This window comes from uncultured Sphingomonas sp., from assembly GCF_964021865.1.
Taxonomy (GTDB): domain Bacteria; phylum Pseudomonadota; class Alphaproteobacteria; order Sphingomonadales; family Sphingomonadaceae; genus Sphingomonas.
Genome location: NZ_CAXIAM010000014.1, coordinates 21,338 through 36,665, shown reverse-complemented (window position 1 = coordinate 36,665; position 15,328 = coordinate 21,338). Strand labels below are relative to the sequence as shown.

The window sequence follows — 15,328 nt, the reverse complement described above, 5'->3', positions numbered from 1 at the left end:
CTCCGCCAAGCGCGCAACGACGCGCCTCAGCCCGCCGCCTTCGCCAACCCCTTCGACAATTGCAGCGCGCCGTGCAGCCGCGCCTTCGGATCCGCCCAGACGCGGGTCAGCGCCAGCTTGCTGTCGGGGCGCAGCTTCGCGATCCCGCCCAGCTTGTCGACATAGGCGAGCAGCCCCGCGACGTTCGGCGGCTTGTCGTCGTGGAACGCGACCAGCGCGCCCTTCGGCCCGACGTCGAGCTTGGACACGCACGCCTTCTTGGCGTTGAGCTTGATCTCCATGATCTTGACGAGATTGTCGGTCGCCTCGGGCAAGGGGCCGAAACGGTCAATCATCTCGGCGGCGAAGGCATCGAGCCCCTGTACCTCGTCGACCTCGTTGAGGCGGCGGTAGAGGCCCATCCGCAGATCGAGGTCGGGGACGTACTCCTCGGGGATCAGGATCGGCGCGTCGACGCTGATCTGGGGTGAGAAGTCGCGCTGGCGCTCGCGCAGCCCGCCGGCCTTGGCCTCAAGGATCGCCTCCTCCAGCATCGACTGGTAGAGTTCGTAGCCGACTTCCTTGATATGCCCCGATTGCTCGTCGCCGAGCAGATTGCCTGCGCCGCGAATGTCGAGGTCGTGGCTGGCAAGCTGGAACCCCGCGCCCAGCGTATCGAGATCGCTCAGCACCTTGAGGCGCTTTTCCGCCGCCTCGGTCATCTGCCGCTCGGGCGGGGCGACCATATAGGCGTAGGCGCGCGTCTTCGACCGCCCGACCCGCCCGCGGAGCTGATAAAGCTGCGCGAGGCCGAAGCGGTCGGCGCGGTTGACGATCATCGTGTTGGCGGATGGAATGTCGATCCCGCTCTCGATGATCGACGTCGACACCAGCACCTCGAACTTCTTGTCGTAGAACGCCGACATGCGCTCCTCGACCTCGGTCGGCGCCATCTGGCCGTGCGCGATGACGTAGCGGATCTCAGGCACCTCGCGGCGGAGGTACTCCTCGATATCGGGCAGGTCGGCGATGCGCGGGGTGACGAGGAAGCTTTGCCCGCCGCGATAATGTTCGCGCAGCAACGCCTCGCGCAGCACCACCGGATCCCACGGCATCACATAGGTGCGCACCGCGAGGCGATCGACCGGCGGCGTCTGGATCACCGACAGTTCGCGCAGGCCGCCCATCGCCATCTGCAACGTGCGCGGGATCGGCGTCGCGGTGAGCGTCAGCATGTGCACGTCGGCACGCAGCGTCTTCAGCCGCTCCTTGTGCGTCACGCCGAAGCGCTGTTCCTCGTCGACGATCACGAGGCCCAGCCGCTTAAAGTCGACGTTCTTGGCGAGCAAAGCGTGGGTGCCGATGACGATGTCGATCGTGCCGGCCGCGATGCCGTCCTTCACCTTCTTCGCCTCGCTGGCGGTCACCAGTCGTGAGAGGCGACCAATTTCGACCGGAAAGCCGTCGAAGCGGGCACAGAAATTCTGGTAATGCTGGCGGGCAAGCAGCGTCGTCGGGCAGACGACCGCGACCTGCATCCCGGCCATCGCCGCGACGAAGGCGGCGCGCAGCGCGACCTCGGTCTTGCCGAACCCGACGTCGCCGACGATCAGCCGGTCCATTGGCTTGCCGGCGGCCAGATCGTCAAGGACGTCGCTGATTGCGCGGTCCTGATCGTCGGTTTCCTCATACGGGAAACGATCGACGAACGCCGGATAGCCGCTCGCGTCCGGTTCGGCGACCTCGCCCGGGCGCAACGCGCGCTCGGCGGCGACCGCGATCAAGGTGCCGGCGATCTCGCGGATCCGCTCCTTCATCTTCGACTTGCGGCGCTGCCACGCCTCGCCGCCGAGCCGGTCGAGGCTCGCGCCTTCCTCCGACGAGCCGTAGCGCGAGAGGACCTCGAGATTCTCGACCGGAATGTAGAGCTTGTCGCCGCCGGCATATTCGAGCGCGACGCAATCGTGCGGTGCCTTGGCGACCGGCACCTGCGTCAGCCCGACGTAGCGGCCGATGCCGTGATCGGTGTGGACGACCAGATCGCCCGGCGAGAGCGTCGCCAGTTCGGCAAGGAACGCGTCGGCGGACTTGCGGCGCTTGGCGCGGCGGATCAGGCGATCGCCGAGCATGTCCTGCTCGGTGAGCACCGCGACGTCGGGGGCGGTGAAGCCGTGATCGAGCGGGAGAACGATCAGGCTTACTCCCCTCCCTGCAAGGGAGGGGTTGGGGGAGGGTGGCGTGTTCGTGGTGCGGCTGGATTTGGTGTCGGGGCGCGGTGTCTCCGGGCCTCCACCCACCCCCGGCCCCTCCCTTGCAGGGAGGGGAGCGGCCTGGCCCAGCGCCTCCTGCCACGTATCGACCAATCGCGCATCCGTCAGCCCATGATCCTCCAGCAACGCCTTCAGCCGGTCGCGTGCGCCGACCGAATAGCTGGCGAGGATCGGCTTGCGCCTGTCCTTCTTCAGCCGCGCGACGTGCGCGACGACCGCTTCGTAGACATTGGCCTGATTGGCGCGCTCGGGTCCGAAGTCGCGCGGGCCGTCGACCTGGAAGTCGAGCACCGTCGACGATTCCGGTTCGTGGAACGGCGTGACCAGATGCGCGGGCATCCCGGCGACTTCGGCGCGCCATTCCTCCTCGTCGAGATAGAGCGTCTTGGCGGGCAGCGCGCGATAGCTGCCCGGCTCGGCGGCCTCGGCGCGTTTCCGGTTCTCGTAATAATCGGCGATCGCGTCGAGCCGCCCCTCGACCGCTGCCGGGGTGCCGGCGTCGCGGACGACCACGGCGTCATCGCCGAGGTGATCCCAGAGCGTCGCGAGCTTTTCCTCGAACAGCGGCAGCCAATGCTCCATGCCCGCCAGCCGCCGGCCTTCGCTGACCGCCTGATACAGCGGATCGCCGGTCGCGGTCGCGCCGAATTTCTCGCGATAGCGGGTGCGGAAACGCTTGACGCTGTCGTCGTCGAGCAGCGCCTCGGACGCGGGGAGCAGCACGAAGCCGTCGAGCCGTCCGGTGGTGCGCTGGTCGCCGGGGTCGAAGGTGCGGACGCTCTCGATCTCGTCGCCGAAGAAATCAAGGCGCAGCGCCTGTTCCTCGCCGCTCGGGAACAGATCGACGATACCGCCGCGCACCGCATATTCGCCGGCATCGTGGACGGTATCGGTGCGGACATAGCCGTTGGCCTGCAACAAGGCGCCGAGCGCGTCCCGGTCGATCCGCGCGCCGGGCTTGAGTTCGGCGACCAGCTGGCGGATGCGGAACGGGGTCAGCGTGCGCTGTGTCAGCGCGTTGACGGTGGTGAGCACGAGTTGCGGCGCGGCCGGCTTCTGCTGCAACCGGTGCAGCGCGCCGATCCGCTCCGCCATGACGCGCAACGTCGGCGAGGCGCGGTCGTAGGGGAGGCAATCCCAGGCCGGGATCTGCACGACCTCCAGCTCGGGCGCGAAGAACGGCGCGGTCGCGGCGATGCTGCGCATCTGCGCCTCGTCGGCGGCGACGAACACCGCGCGGCGCGGCGCGGCGCGCGCAAGGTCGGCAAGCAGCGAGGGGAGGAAGCCGCCGGGCACGCCCGAGAGGGTGAGGGGGACGGTGGCTTTGAGGATTTTCGAGAGGTCGGGCATTCTATCTCCCCCCTCCCTTTCAAGGGAGGGGCAGGGGGTGGGTGTCGTCTGGTTGGTACGGTAGGGGCGAGGTTAAGGCGGCCGTATCGTCATGCCTCGACCCACCCCAACCCCTCCCTTGAAAGGGAGGGGCTAGGTAGCGTCACATCCCGGTATCGAGCACCGTGACGAAATCGATCCGCCGCATCGTCTGCATCATCTCGCCCTCCCATTCGGGTGGGCAGGGCAGCGAGCCGATCGCCCAGCCCATGATGTCGACGTCCTGCTCCTCCAGCAGCCGCTCGAACCAGTCGAGCTGTTCCGCATTCCATGTCGCGCCATGCGCGTCGAAGAAGCCGCCGATCATCAGATCGGCCTCGCGCGTGCCGCGGTGCCAGGCGCGGAAGCGCAGGCGTTTCAGGCGGATGTCGTGATCCATCACAGGTCCAATGCAAAACGACCGGCGGGCGCTGGCGGCGGCCGTCGGGGCAGGGTATCGCCTCCAAATAGCCATGCGACCCGATATCCTCAATCCGTTGTTCGCCGAGGTGGAGGCGTTGAAGGGCGTCGGGCCCGCGCTCGCCAAGCCGCTCGACCGGTTGGCGATCGCGCGCGTGGTCGACCTGTTGTTCCACCTCCCCTCGGGCTGGGTCGATCGCTGGCCGCGCGACGAGCTGATGCAGAGCGACGTCGGGCGGACGATCGCGATCACGCTGACCCCGACCGATTATCGCACCAGCAGCAGCCCGCGCGCGCCGACGCGGGTCGTGGCGCGCGACACGCACGGCAACACGGTGGTGCTGGTGTTCTTCGGCGGCGGCTCCGGGCGGGTGCGCAAGTTGCTGCCGCTCAACGAGCCACGTCGCGTGTCGGGGCGGCTCGATCAATACGGGCAGGATTTGCAGATCGTCCACCCGGAGGTGGGCGGCGAGGACGATGAGTTCCGCGAGCGTGAGGCGATCTATCCGCTGACCGAAGGCATGACCTCGCGCCGCCTCGGCGCGCTGGTCGAGCAGGCGCTGGCGCGTGCCCCCGACCTGCCCGAATGGATCGAGCCGAGCCTGAAGGCGCAACGCGACTGGCCCGCGTGGCGCGCGGCGATGACGCGGCTCCATGCCGATCCCGCCGATGCAGTGGCGCGCGCGCGGCTCGCCTATGACGAGGTGTTCGCCAACCAGCTCGCGCTGTCGATCGTGCGCGCGGATACGCGCAAGCGGCGCGGGCGCGCGTTGCAGGGCGACGGGCGGCTGCGCGATCTGTTGCGGCTGCCGTATCAGCTCACCGGCGCACAGGCGCGCAGCGTCCGCGAGATCGAGGGTGACCTAGCGCAGAGCGCGCCGATGCTGCGGCTGCTGCAAGGCGATGTCGGCTCGGGCAAGACCTTGGTCGCGGCGATGGCCTTGCTGATCGCGGTCGAGGCCGGCGCGCAGGCGGCGATGCTCGCCCCGACCGAGATCCTCGCGCGCCAGCATTATGAGACGCTGCGGCGGACGCTCGCCGGGCTGCCGGTCGAGATCGCGGTGCTGACCGGGCGCGACAAGGGCCGCGCGCGCGAGGCGACGCTGATGGGGCTGGCGGACGGGTCGATCCACATTCTGGTCGGTACCCACGCGATCTTCCAGGAGGCGGTCAGCTACCGCGACCTTGGGCTGGTAGTGGTCGACGAGCAGCATCGCTTCGGGGTGGCCGAGCGGATGCTGTTGCAGGCCAAGGGCCGCACCCCGCCACACCTGCTGGCGATGACCGCGACACCGATCCCGCGCACGCTGACGCTCGCGCTGCACGGCGAGATGGACCAGAGCCGGCTCGACGAGATGCCGCCCGGTCGCGAGCCGATCGAGACGCGGGTGTTGTCCGAGGAACGTGTCGACGAAGTCGTCAACGCGCTCGGCCGGCATCTGTCGGAGGGGAAGCAGGCCTATTGGGTCTGCCCGCTGGTCGAGGAAAGCGAGACGAGCGACCTGCAAGCCGCCGAGGCGCGCGCCGCGGCGCTCGCCAGCCGCTTCGGGGATCGTGTCGGACTGGTGCACGGGCGGATGAAGGGCGTCGAGAAGGACGCGGTGATGGCGCGCTTCTCGGCGGGCGAGATCGGCGTGCTGGTCGCCACGACGGTGATCGAGGTCGGGGTCGATGTGCCCAATGCCACGCTGATCGTAATCGAACATGCCGATCGCTTCGGGCTGGCGCAGTTGCACCAGTTGCGTGGCCGCGTGGGGCGCGGCGGCGGGCGATCGGTGTGCCTGCTGCTACGCGGCGGGTCGCTGAGCGAGACGGCGCGCGCGCGGCTGGCGTTGATGCGCGAGACCAACGACGGCTTTCGGATCGCTGAAGAGGATTTGCGGCTGCGCGGCGCGGGCGAGCTGCTGGGAACCCGGCAGTCGGGCGAGGCGATGTTCCGGCTCGCGACGCCGGAGCTGCTGTCGGAGTTGCTGCCCGCGGCGACCGACGATGCGCGGTTGCTGATCGACCGCGATGGCGGGCTGCACGGCGAGCGTGGGCAGGCCGCGCGAATTGCGCTGTACCTGTTCGAGCGCGATGCCGGCGTGGCGTTGCTGCGGTCGGGGTGATGGGACGATTTTGCGGTTTGTTCGTCGACCACCGGTCGCCCTTAGCTTGTCGAAGGGCGTGTGATTGGGCACGTGCTTCGACAAGCTCAGCACGCACGGGGTGAACGATTTGGCAGCCGTCATTGCGAGCGGAGCGAAGCAATCCAGTGTTCCGCGCGCTGCCCTGGATTGCTTCGCTGCGCTCGCAATGACGATGATGGGGAGTATAGCATCTTGGCCGGCCTGATACCGATCATCATCGTCGTGCTCGCGGGGCTGGGCCTCGCGATCCAGCCGCCGACCAATGCCGCATTGGCGCGGGCGTCGGGGTCGGTCTGGCTGGCGGCGCTGGTGTCGTTCACGGTCGGCACCGCGGCGCTGCTCGTCGTCTGGGCGTTCGATCGCACGCCGCTGTCGGCGCTGAAGGGGGCGCCGTGGTGGTCTTGGCTGGGTGGCCTCTACGGCGCGGCGTTCGTCGCGGCGCTCGCTTTCGCCGCGCCGCGGCTGGGGATTGCGGCGGCGCTCAGCATCGCGATCGCGAGCCAGTTGATCGCAGCGCTGACGCTCGACCATTTCGGCCTGCTGCACCTGCCGCAGCAACCCGTGACGGTGACCAAGCTCGCGGGCATCGCGCTGGTGCTGATCGGGGTGGTGGTGTTCCGCAAAGGGTGACCGCGCCGTTTCGTTCGTCTTTGCGAGCGTGGCGACGCAATGACGGTTAGCGCATCGCTGCCAGGACGAACTGGTACAAGGCCGGTGGTACTTCCTGCGCCAGCTTGAAGCCGATCCGTCCGCCGAGCGCCCAGCGCACCTCGGCGGTGAAGCTGCCCGCCACGGGGAGCGTGACCGTCACCACATCACCGACCTCGAAAGCCTCGTCGCTGCGTGCCATGAAGCCGTTCGGAGAGACGTTGACGATCGTCACCAGCCGCGGGTCGCCGCCGGCGACGGTCAGCCGGGTGCGATGCAGCGTCTCGTCGCGCGGTTCGACGCGGTCTTCATACGCTATCGTCGCCGATCGTACGGCCATGTCGTCCTCCTACGCTAACCCCGCCTTATCGCCCGGCTGGGGTTAACGTGGAGTGAGCAAAGACGTTAAGCGGGGTTCACCATCCCATGATGCTTCTTGCCCGCGGAAATGCGCACCGGCGCGTCTCCGATTGTCACCACTGCGGCTTCGTCGGCCACCTTCTCGCCGTCGATCCGCGCGCCGCCGCCCTTGATGAGCCGCCGCGCCTCTCCCTTCGACGCGGCGAAGCCGAGCGCGACCAGCACGTCGACCAGCGGGGTTGCACCCGAAGCGGTCATCGACGGCAGCCCCGCGCCGCTCGCGCCTTCCTCGAAGGTCTTGCGCGCGGTTTCGGCGGCATCCTCCGCGGCGGCGCGGCCGCGGCACATCGCGGTCGCCTCGTTGGCGAGCACCTTCTTGGCCTCGTTGATCTCGGCGCCGTCCAGCGCCTCCAGCCGCGCGATCTCGTCGAGCGGCAGGTCGGTGAACAGCCGCAGGAAGCGCCCGACGTCACGGTCGTCAGTGTTGCGCCAGAATTGCCAGTAATCGAAATGCGGTAGCTGGTCCTCGTGCAGCCACACCGCGCCCGCCACGGTCTTGCCCATCTTCTCGCCCGAGGCGGTGGTGAGCAGCGGGGTGGTGACGCCGAACACCTCGGTCCCGTCCATCCGCCGCGCCAGTTCGACGCCGTTGACGATATTCCCCCATTGGTCGCTGCCGCCCATCTGCAGCCGCACGCCCTCGCGCCGCGCCAGCTCGCGGAAGTCGTAGCCTTGCAGGATCATGTAGTTGAATTCGAGGAACGACAAGGATTGCTCGCGCTCGAGCCGCAGCTTGACCGAATCGAAGCTCAGCATCCGGTTGACGCTGAAATGCTGCCCGACTTCGCGCAGGAACGGAATGTATTCGAGCTTGTCGAGCCATTCGGCATTGTCGAGCATCACCGCATCGCTTGGGCCGTCGCCGAAGGTCAGGAAGCGGTCGAAGATGCGCTTGATGCCCGCGACATTGGCGGCGATCACCTCGTCGCTGTTCAGCTTGCGCGCCTCGTCCTTGAAGCTCGGGTCGCCGATCTTGCCGGTGCCGCCGCCCATCAGCACGACCGGCTTGTGCCCGGCCTGTTGCAGCCGGCGCAGCAGCATGATCTGCACCAGGCTGCCGACGTGCAGCGACGGCGCGGTCGGGTCGAAGCCGATATAGCCGGGCACGACCTGCCTGGCGGCCAGCGCGTCGAGCGCGGCGGCGTCGGTCATCTGGTGGATGTAACCGCGCGCGGTCAGCGTGCGGAGCAGGTCGGACTGATATTCGGTCATGATGTGCGCGTCGTTACACACAGGTCAGCGGCGCGGCAATTGCGTGACCGGATCGACCGGCGTGCGCCCGCGGCGCAGCTCGAAATGCAGCTCGGGCTGGTCGGCGAAGCCGGTCGCGCCGCTCAGCGCGATCACCTGCCCGCGCGTCACCGCCTGTCCGCGCCGCACCAGCAATTTGCCGGCATGGCCATAGATGGAGGTCCAATTGTCGCCGTGTTTGACGATGACGAGCCCGCCCAGCGCGGCAATCCCGTCGCCGGCATAGGCGACCGTCCCCGCCGCCGCGGCCTTCACCTCGGTGCCGGAGGGCACCGCAATCTCGATCCCGTCGAAACGCTCGCCGCTGCGCCCGGTGCCGAAGCGGCGGACGATCCGGCCGGTCAGCGGCCAGACGAAGCGGCCCGGCGAGGCGCTGGGCGGCGCGACGGGGACGGTGGCGGCGGGCACCTTGGTCGTGCCCTTGACGGGACGCACCGGCGCGCGTCCGCTCGCGACCGCCGGTTCGCCGCCGGTCAGGATCGTGTCGACGTCGAGCGTGAAGGCCGCCGCGCGTTCGGCCGCGGAGGCGGACTGCGCGGGGATCAGCACGCGCTGCCCGGTCACCAGCACGAACGGCTCGCGCAGGTCGTTGGCGGCGACCACCTGGCTCCACGGCACGCCATACGCGCGCGCGATGCCGATGCCGGTCTGCCCCGGATCGACGCGGTGATAGCGTCCGCCAGGAATCACCAGCCGCTGTCCGGCGCGCAGGGCGTAGGGCGGCGTCAGGTTGTTGCGGCGTGCGATGGCGGCGATCGACGCGCCGGTCCGCTCGGCGATCGCGCTTAACGTGTCGCCAGGGCGGACCACGACATCCTGTGTGCGGACCAGCCGCGCGTCGGGCGTGACGGGTGCCGCTTCCCATGCCGGGCGTGGTGCGGCGAGTTGCTCAACGGGGGAACGGCGGGGCGGGCGGGAGGGACGGACCGGGTGCGGCGCCTCGACCGTCGGCTCCTGCTCGGGTTCAGGAAGCGGCTCGGCAGGCAGATCGGCGGCGGGCACCGGCGCCGCGGATGGCGGAGCGAAGCGGGGATCGGCGGCGGGAATGCACCCCGCCAGCATCAGCAGCAGCGCCGCCGACCTCGCCGCTCGCCGCGTCAAGCCGCGCTACACCCCGGCGAAGGCGTCGCCGAGCGCCGCGAGTGAGCCGTGCAGCGTCAGGTCGAGCTGGAGCGGCGTCACCGTGATCCACCCCTGCGTGATCGTCGTCAGGTCGCTGCCGTCGTCGTCGGCGGGCACGGCCCGCCCCATCGACAGCCAGTGATAATCGAACCCGCGCGGATCGGTGCGGCGATCGAAGCGAACGCGCCCGTAGTCGCGCAGGCCCTGCGGCACGACGCGCACGCCCTTTACCGCGCCCGCCTCGGGCTCGGGGAAGTTGATGTTCACCACCGATCGCGGCGCCCAGTCGTAGTCGAGCAGCGGCCGCAGCACGCGCGCGCCCCATTCCTCGGCGGCAGTGAACGACACATCGTCGCCGGGTTCGCGTCGGCCGTAGCGCTGGCTGAGCGCGACCGAGCGGACGCCGGCCAGCGCGCCCTCCATCGCCGCCGAAACCGTGCCCGAATACATCACGTCCTCGGCGATGTTGCCGCCGCGGTTGACGCCGGACAGGATCAGGTCGGGCGGCGTATCGCGCAGCAGCTCGGCCAGCGCGTACATCACCGCATCGGTGGGCGTGCCTCCGACCGCGAAACGCTTTTCTCCGAACTGCTTGACGCGGAGCGGCCGGGTCAGCGTCAGCGAGCGCCCGGTGCCGGACTGTTCGGACGCCGGGGCGCAGACCCACACGTCGTCGGAAAGCTGCGCGGCGATCCGCTCCAGCACCGCCAGCCCCGGCGCGTGATAGCCGTCGTCGTTGGAGAGCAGGATCCGCATCAGTGCGCCCCCAGCACGTCGAGATTGTCGAGGTACGGCCGCAGCACCTCGGGTACCGTCACCGTGCCGTCCTCGCGCTGGTAATTCTCCAGCACCGCCACCAGCGTCCGCCCGACCGCCAGCCCCGAGCCGTTGAGCGTGTGAACGAACCGCGTCGTCTTCCCGCCCTCCGGCCGGTAACGTGCGTTCATCCGCCGCGCCTGAAAGTCGGTGCAGGTCGAGCAGCTCGAAATCTCGCGATAGCGCTGCTGCCCGGGCAGCCACACCTCAAGGTCATAGGTGCGCGCCGCGGTGAACCCCATGTCGCCCGTGCACAATTTCATCCGGCGATAGGCGAGCCCCAGCGCGTCGAGCATCCCTTCCGCGCACGCGGTCATCCGCTCATGCTCGTCCTCGCTCGCCTCGGGCGCGACGATCGACACCATCTCGACCTTGTCGAACTGGTGCTGGCGGATATAGCCGCGCGTGTCGCGCCCCGCCGCGCCCGCCTCGGAGCGGAAGCACGGCGTCAGCGCCGCGAAGCGCAGCGGCAGCACGTCGTGCGCGAGGATTTTCTCGCGCACGATATTGGTCAGCGACACCTCGGCGGTCGGGATCAGCCAGCGGCCGTCGGTAGTGCGGAACAGATCCTCGGCGAACTTGGGCAATTGCCCGGTCCCGAACACCGCCTCGTCGCGCACCATAAGCGGCGGGGCGACTTCCTCATAGCCGTGCGCGCGCGTCAGCCGGTCGAGCATGAACTGCCCCAGCGCGCGTTGCAGCCGCGCTGCATCGCCGCGCACCAGGGTGAAGCGCGCGCCCGCAATCGCCGCACCGGTCTCGAAGTCGAGCCCCAGCGCCGGGCCGATCGCGTCATGCTCGCGCGGGGCGAAGGCGAAATCGGGGCGCTGCCCGCGTTCGTGGACGAGCTGGTTGTCGTCCTCGTCCACACCCTCGGGCACGTCGGCGGCAGGCACGTTGGGCAGGGCAGCGAGCGCGGCGTCGAGCGCATTGCCCGTCTCCGCCTCTTCGGCCTCAAGCTGCGGCAGCCGTTCCTTGAGCGTCGCCACCTCCGCCATCAGTGCGGCGGCGGTTTCGTCGTCCTTCTTCGCCTTCGCCGCGCCGATCGCCTTCGACGCCTCGTTGCGGCGCGCCTGCGCGGTCTGCGCCTCGGTCGCGGCCTCGCGGCGGCGGCGGTCGAGCGACACCAACGTCTCGGCGCTGGCGGGCAGGCCACGCTTGGCCATCGCGGCATCGAAAGCGGCGGGATCGTCGCGGATCAGGCGGATGTCGTGCATGGCCGCGCTATGACCCCGCGCCCGCCGCGAGGCAACCCGCGCCGCACGCGCGGCGTTCTTCGCCTGTGACGCAACGGGCAGAAGGAGAAACGTCCATGCAGGTCCCCCACAATTCGGTCGTCCTGGTCGCCGATGGCCGCAAGCTGCTGTTCCTGCGCAACGAAGGCGATACCGACTATCCGAACCTGCAGGTCGAGCATGCCGAGGAGCGCGCGAACCCCGCCACGCGCGATCAGGCGACCGATGCCGCCGGCGGCGCCTCGTCGACGCAGAGCGGGGCAGGAGCACCCAATGCCGCGCAGGGCGGCTCCGGTCATGCCCAGGGCGGCGGCGCGCAATTTGCGCCCTCGCGCGGCAGCTTCGAGCAGACCGACTTCCACCAGCTTGAGGAGGATCGCTTCGCCGCCGAAGCCGCCGACCTGCTGAAGCGCCGCGCGCTGTCGAACGACTTCGAATCGCTGATCGTAATCGCGCCGCCGCGCACGCTGGGCGAGCTACGCAAACATTACCACAAGGAGGTGAGCGCGCGGCTGACCGGCGAGTTGGACAAGGACCTGACCGGCCATCCGATCCCGGATATCGAAAAGGCGCTGCTCTCGGCCTGATCGTCATCGTCGGCGGGCGCCTCCCGCCCGCCGACGGTAAGTGTTCAGCGTTGCGACATATCGTATCGATTACGACCATCCTGTTCGCTTGTGGAGGACCGGTCAGACGATTATAGGCGCGCCCAAAGGGGCGTGCAGTGATGCTGACGACATCCTTCACGTGGGCGGGAGAAGGTCATGGCGACAGTGATGAGTCAGGTCGAAGACGCGTTTGACGAGCCGGAGGCGCTCTCCAGCCCGATGCCGGACGGTTACCGCCCCACCGCGGACGAACCGTTCATGAACCCGCGCCAACAGGCGTATTTCCGCCACAAGCTGCTCGCGTGGAAGGATGCGATCCGTCGCGAGGCGCAGGGTACGCTGTCGCAGCTACAGGTCGACTCGCTGCGCGAGGCCGATCTCAACGATCGCGCATCAAGCGAGGCGGACTGGTCGCTGGAACTGCGCACCCGAGATCGGCAGCGCAAGCTGATCTCCAAGATCGACGCCGCGCTGCGCCGCATCGACGATGGCGAATATGGCTATTGCGAGGTCACCGGCGAGCCGATCAGCCTGGGCCGGTTGGAAGCCCGTCCGATCGCGACGATGACGGTCGAGGCGCAGGAGCGGCATGAGCGCGCGGAGAAGGTGTCACGCGACGATTGACGCCGATCTTAACCTTTCATCAATGATTTTGACGCAACCGTCCGGCTCAAACGAGCGGGCGGGTTACATGGGGCAGTCGAGATACAGCTTGGTTGACGACCATAAGGCGGCAGGCCAGCCCGACGAGCGTGGGCGTGGCGAGATTCATCTGTCGGCACGGATGCGTGTCCATGCCGAGGATGCGGGGTTCCTCGTGCGCATCCGCAACGTTTCGGCGGGCGGGCTGATGGCCGAACTGCCGCATCCGCTGCCGCCCGACTGCGCGGTGGAGATCAAGCTGAGCGGGCTCGGCTGGGTCGCCGGGCGTGTCGTCTGGCAGACCGAGGGCCGGACGGGGATCGCGTTCGACCATCCGATCGATGTCGCGGTCGTTCAGGATGCCAGCGGTACCGCGCATTAGGGTCGCGCGCTTCGTGCCCCGCTGTACACGGCCGCCGTCCCGGATGTGATCTGGGACGCGCCTGTTTTTATCGTGACAGGATCGCTTTTCTGGACGACGGCGCGAAGATCAGCGCCCGCCGGCCTCCAGCAGCCGCCGCGGCGCGGTCAGTTCCCAGCTTCGCGCGATACGATCCTCGACCAACGTCCAGTCGATATCGTCGTCGAGCGTGATCGACACCTCGCCCGAAGCGTCGCGCACCCGCACCACCGGAGGCGCCTCGGCCGACACGGTCGCGAATGGCTTCCCGTCGACGTAGAAAACAGCGCTGCCGTCGATCGCGCGCTCCTCCGCTTCTGGCAGCAACAGCGCAATGGCGCGGACCTGTTCCAATACGGTCATGAGCGAACGAACTCCTTCAGCACGGCCGGATACAGCCGATGTTCCTCGATCAGCACGCGCGCCGCGAGGCTTTCGGGCGTTTCGTCGGGATGGATCGGCACCTCGGCGCGGCCCAGCACGTCGCCGCCGTCCAGCTCCTCGGTCACGACATGCACCGAGCATCCGCCCGCCGCGTCGCCCGCGGCGATCGCGCGCGCATGGGTGTCGAGCCCCTTGTACTTCGGCAGCAGCGAGGGGTGGATGTTGATGATCCGCCCACGCCAGCGCGCGACGAAGGCGTCCGACAACAGCCGCATATAGCCGGCCAGCGCGATCCACTCCGCGCCGGCATCGCGCAGCGCGGCGTCGAGCGCCTCCTCGTAAGCGGCCTTGCCGATCCCCTTCGGGGAAAGCGCGAAGGTTTCCAGTCCCTCCGCACGCGCCCAGGCCAGCCCGGCCGCCTCGGGCCGATCGGAGGCGACCAGCACGATGCGATAGGCGTCGCCCTGTTCGCCGGCCAGCGCCTGCATGTTCGATCCGCGGCCCGAGATCAGCACCGCGACCCTGGCGGGAGACGCGCTCATTGGTGGTGCGTCGCCGTCCAGTCGGCGCGCGCGCTCCACGTTTCGGTGCTGCCCGTGACGGTGCAGCCGCGCGACCCGGCCTCGATCCGCCCGATCGTATGGACCGTCTCGCCCGCCGCCCGCAGTGCCTCGGCCACGGCGTCGGCCTGATCGGCGGCGACGACCACCGCCATGCCGATCCCGCAGTTGAAGGTGCGCGCCATTTCCTCGGGCTCGATCGCGCCCTGCGCCTGCAGGAACGCCATCAGCCGCGGCTGCTCCCATGCATCGGCGTCAATATGGGCGTGCGCCTCTGGCGGCAGCACGCGCGGGATGTTCTCGAGCAACCCGCCGCCGGTGATATGCGCCAGCCCCTTGATCTTGTGCGCGCGCAGCAGCGGCAACAGGCTGGCGACATAGATGCGCGTCGGCGCCATCAGGATATCGATCAGCAACCGGTCCGAATCGAACAAAGCGGGGCGATCGAGCTTCCACCCCTTGTCCGCGGCCAGCCGCCGGACCAGCGAGAAGCCGTTCGAATGCACGCCCGACGAAGCGAGCCCGAGGATCACGTCGCCCGCGCCGATCGCCGCGCCGGTCAGCACGTCGCCGCGCTCGACCGCGCCGACGCAGAAGCCGGCGAGGTCGTAATCGCCGGGAGCATACATGCCCGGCATCTCGGCGGTCTCGCCGCCGATCAACGCGCAGCCGGCGATCCGGCAGCCTTCCGCAATCGAGGCGACGACGCTTTCCGCCACCGCATTGTCGAGCTGGCCGGTCGCGTAATAATCGAGGAAGAACAACGGCTCGGCACCCTGCACGACCAGATCGTTGGCGCACATCGCGACCAGATCGATCCCGACGCCGGCATGGCGATCCCATTCGATCGCCAGCTTCAGCTTGGTGCCGACGCCGTCGTTGGCCGCCACCAGCAGCGGATCGGTGAACCCGGCTGCCTTGAGATCGAAGAAGCCCCCGAACCCGCCGAGGTCGGCGTCGGCGCCGGGGCGGCGGGTGGCGCGGGCCAGCGGCGCGATCGCGCGGACCAGCGCGTTGCCGGCCGCGATCGACACGCCGGCGCTCTCGTAGGTGTAGGCTTCGTTGCTCATGCGAAC

At 68.9% G+C, this 15,328-nt stretch carries 15 protein-coding genes; 5 read left to right on the top strand and 10 right to left on the bottom strand.

Translation table 11 applies throughout. The features are described from left to right. Positions 1-26: 26 nt before the first annotated feature. Both mfd and AADI75_RS05790 read right to left on the bottom strand, forming a co-directional pair. The gene (gene mfd / locus AADI75_RS05795; protein ID WP_341208095.1) at positions 27-3,599 is read right to left on the bottom strand and encodes a transcription-repair coupling factor; all 3,573 of its coding nucleotides are present in this window, start codon (positions 3,597-3,599) and stop codon (positions 27-29) included. 142 nt (positions 3,600-3,741) lie between these two features. Beyond that, complete coding sequence (locus tag AADI75_RS05790) at positions 3,742-4,017, bottom strand: succinate dehydrogenase assembly factor 2 (RefSeq protein WP_341208094.1); 276 nt, start codon at positions 4,015-4,017, stop codon at positions 3,742-3,744. Between the two features lie 73 nt (positions 4,018-4,090). Between AADI75_RS05790 and recG the strand changes: the two genes are divergently transcribed. After that, positions 4,091-6,145, top strand: a complete 2,055-nt coding sequence (gene recG, locus AADI75_RS05785) for an ATP-dependent DNA helicase RecG (protein WP_341208093.1) — start codon at positions 4,091-4,093, stop codon at positions 6,143-6,145. A gap of 213 nt (positions 6,146-6,358) precedes the next feature. Continuing rightward, positions 6,359-6,796 carry a DMT family transporter gene (locus AADI75_RS05780; protein WP_341208092.1) on the top strand — a complete coding sequence of 146 codons (438 nt, stop codon included), beginning with the start codon at positions 6,359-6,361 and terminating at the stop codon, positions 6,794-6,796. A gap of 46 nt (positions 6,797-6,842) precedes the next feature. Here the strand turns inward: AADI75_RS05780 and AADI75_RS05775 are convergent, their stop codons facing one another. The 5 genes from AADI75_RS05775 to serS form a co-directional block, all read right to left on the bottom strand. Further along, entirely contained in the window at positions 6,843-7,154 is a 312-nt protein-coding gene (locus AADI75_RS05775; RefSeq protein WP_341208091.1) for a PilZ domain-containing protein, read from the bottom strand. 65 nt (positions 7,155-7,219) lie between these two features. After that, entirely contained in the window at positions 7,220-8,446 is a 1,227-nt protein-coding gene (tyrS, locus tag AADI75_RS05770) for a tyrosine--tRNA ligase (RefSeq protein WP_341208090.1), read from the bottom strand. Between the two features lie 24 nt (positions 8,447-8,470). Next, entirely contained in the window at positions 8,471-9,586 is a 1,116-nt protein-coding gene (locus tag AADI75_RS05765) for a M23 family metallopeptidase (protein WP_341208089.1), read from the bottom strand. 6 nt (positions 9,587-9,592) lie between these two features. Further along, positions 9,593-10,363 carry a 5'/3'-nucleotidase SurE gene (gene surE / locus AADI75_RS05760; protein ID WP_341208088.1) on the bottom strand — a complete coding sequence of 257 codons (771 nt, stop codon included), beginning with the start codon at positions 10,361-10,363 and terminating at the stop codon, positions 9,593-9,595. After that, complete coding sequence (gene serS, locus AADI75_RS05755; protein ID WP_341208087.1) at positions 10,363-11,640, bottom strand: serine--tRNA ligase; 1,278 nt, start codon at positions 11,638-11,640, stop codon at positions 10,363-10,365. Before serS ends, surE begins: the two co-directional genes overlap by 1 nt. A gap of 95 nt (positions 11,641-11,735) precedes the next feature. On the opposite strand from serS, the gene AADI75_RS05750 reads away from it, so the two are divergent. From AADI75_RS05750 to AADI75_RS05740, 3 genes are all read left to right on the top strand, one after another. Further along, complete coding sequence (locus AADI75_RS05750) at positions 11,736-12,245, top strand: host attachment family protein (RefSeq protein ID WP_341208086.1); 510 nt, start codon at positions 11,736-11,738, stop codon at positions 12,243-12,245. A 177-nt stretch (positions 12,246-12,422) separates the two neighbouring features. Beyond that, positions 12,423-12,890 carry an RNA polymerase-binding protein DksA gene (gene dksA / locus AADI75_RS05745; RefSeq protein WP_341208085.1) on the top strand — a complete coding sequence of 156 codons (468 nt, stop codon included), beginning with the start codon at positions 12,423-12,425 and terminating at the stop codon, positions 12,888-12,890. A gap of 88 nt (positions 12,891-12,978) precedes the next feature. After that, positions 12,979-13,290, top strand: coding sequence for a PilZ domain-containing protein (locus AADI75_RS05740; protein ID WP_341208084.1), 312 nt, complete (start codon positions 12,979-12,981; stop codon positions 13,288-13,290). Positions 13,291-13,398: 108 nt separating this feature from the next. Here AADI75_RS05740 and AADI75_RS05735 read toward each other — a convergent pair whose 3' ends face one another. The 3 genes from AADI75_RS05735 to purM are packed head-to-tail and all read right to left on the bottom strand — an operon-like array spanning position 13,399 to position 15,322. Continuing rightward, the gene (locus AADI75_RS05735) at positions 13,399-13,671 is read right to left on the bottom strand and encodes an MmcQ/YjbR family DNA-binding protein (RefSeq protein ID WP_341208083.1); all 273 of its coding nucleotides are present in this window, start codon (positions 13,669-13,671) and stop codon (positions 13,399-13,401) included. Then, positions 13,668-14,234 carry a phosphoribosylglycinamide formyltransferase gene (purN, locus tag AADI75_RS05730; RefSeq protein ID WP_341208082.1) on the bottom strand — a complete coding sequence of 189 codons (567 nt, stop codon included), beginning with the start codon at positions 14,232-14,234 and terminating at the stop codon, positions 13,668-13,670. The genes AADI75_RS05735 and purN overlap by 4 nt, the downstream gene beginning before the upstream one ends. Then, on the bottom strand, positions 14,231-15,322 hold the full coding sequence (purM, locus tag AADI75_RS05725; protein WP_341208081.1) for a phosphoribosylformylglycinamidine cyclo-ligase: 1,092 nt from the start codon (positions 15,320-15,322) through the stop codon (positions 14,231-14,233). The genes purN and purM overlap by 4 nt, the downstream gene beginning before the upstream one ends. Positions 15,323-15,328: the final 6 nt, after the last annotated feature.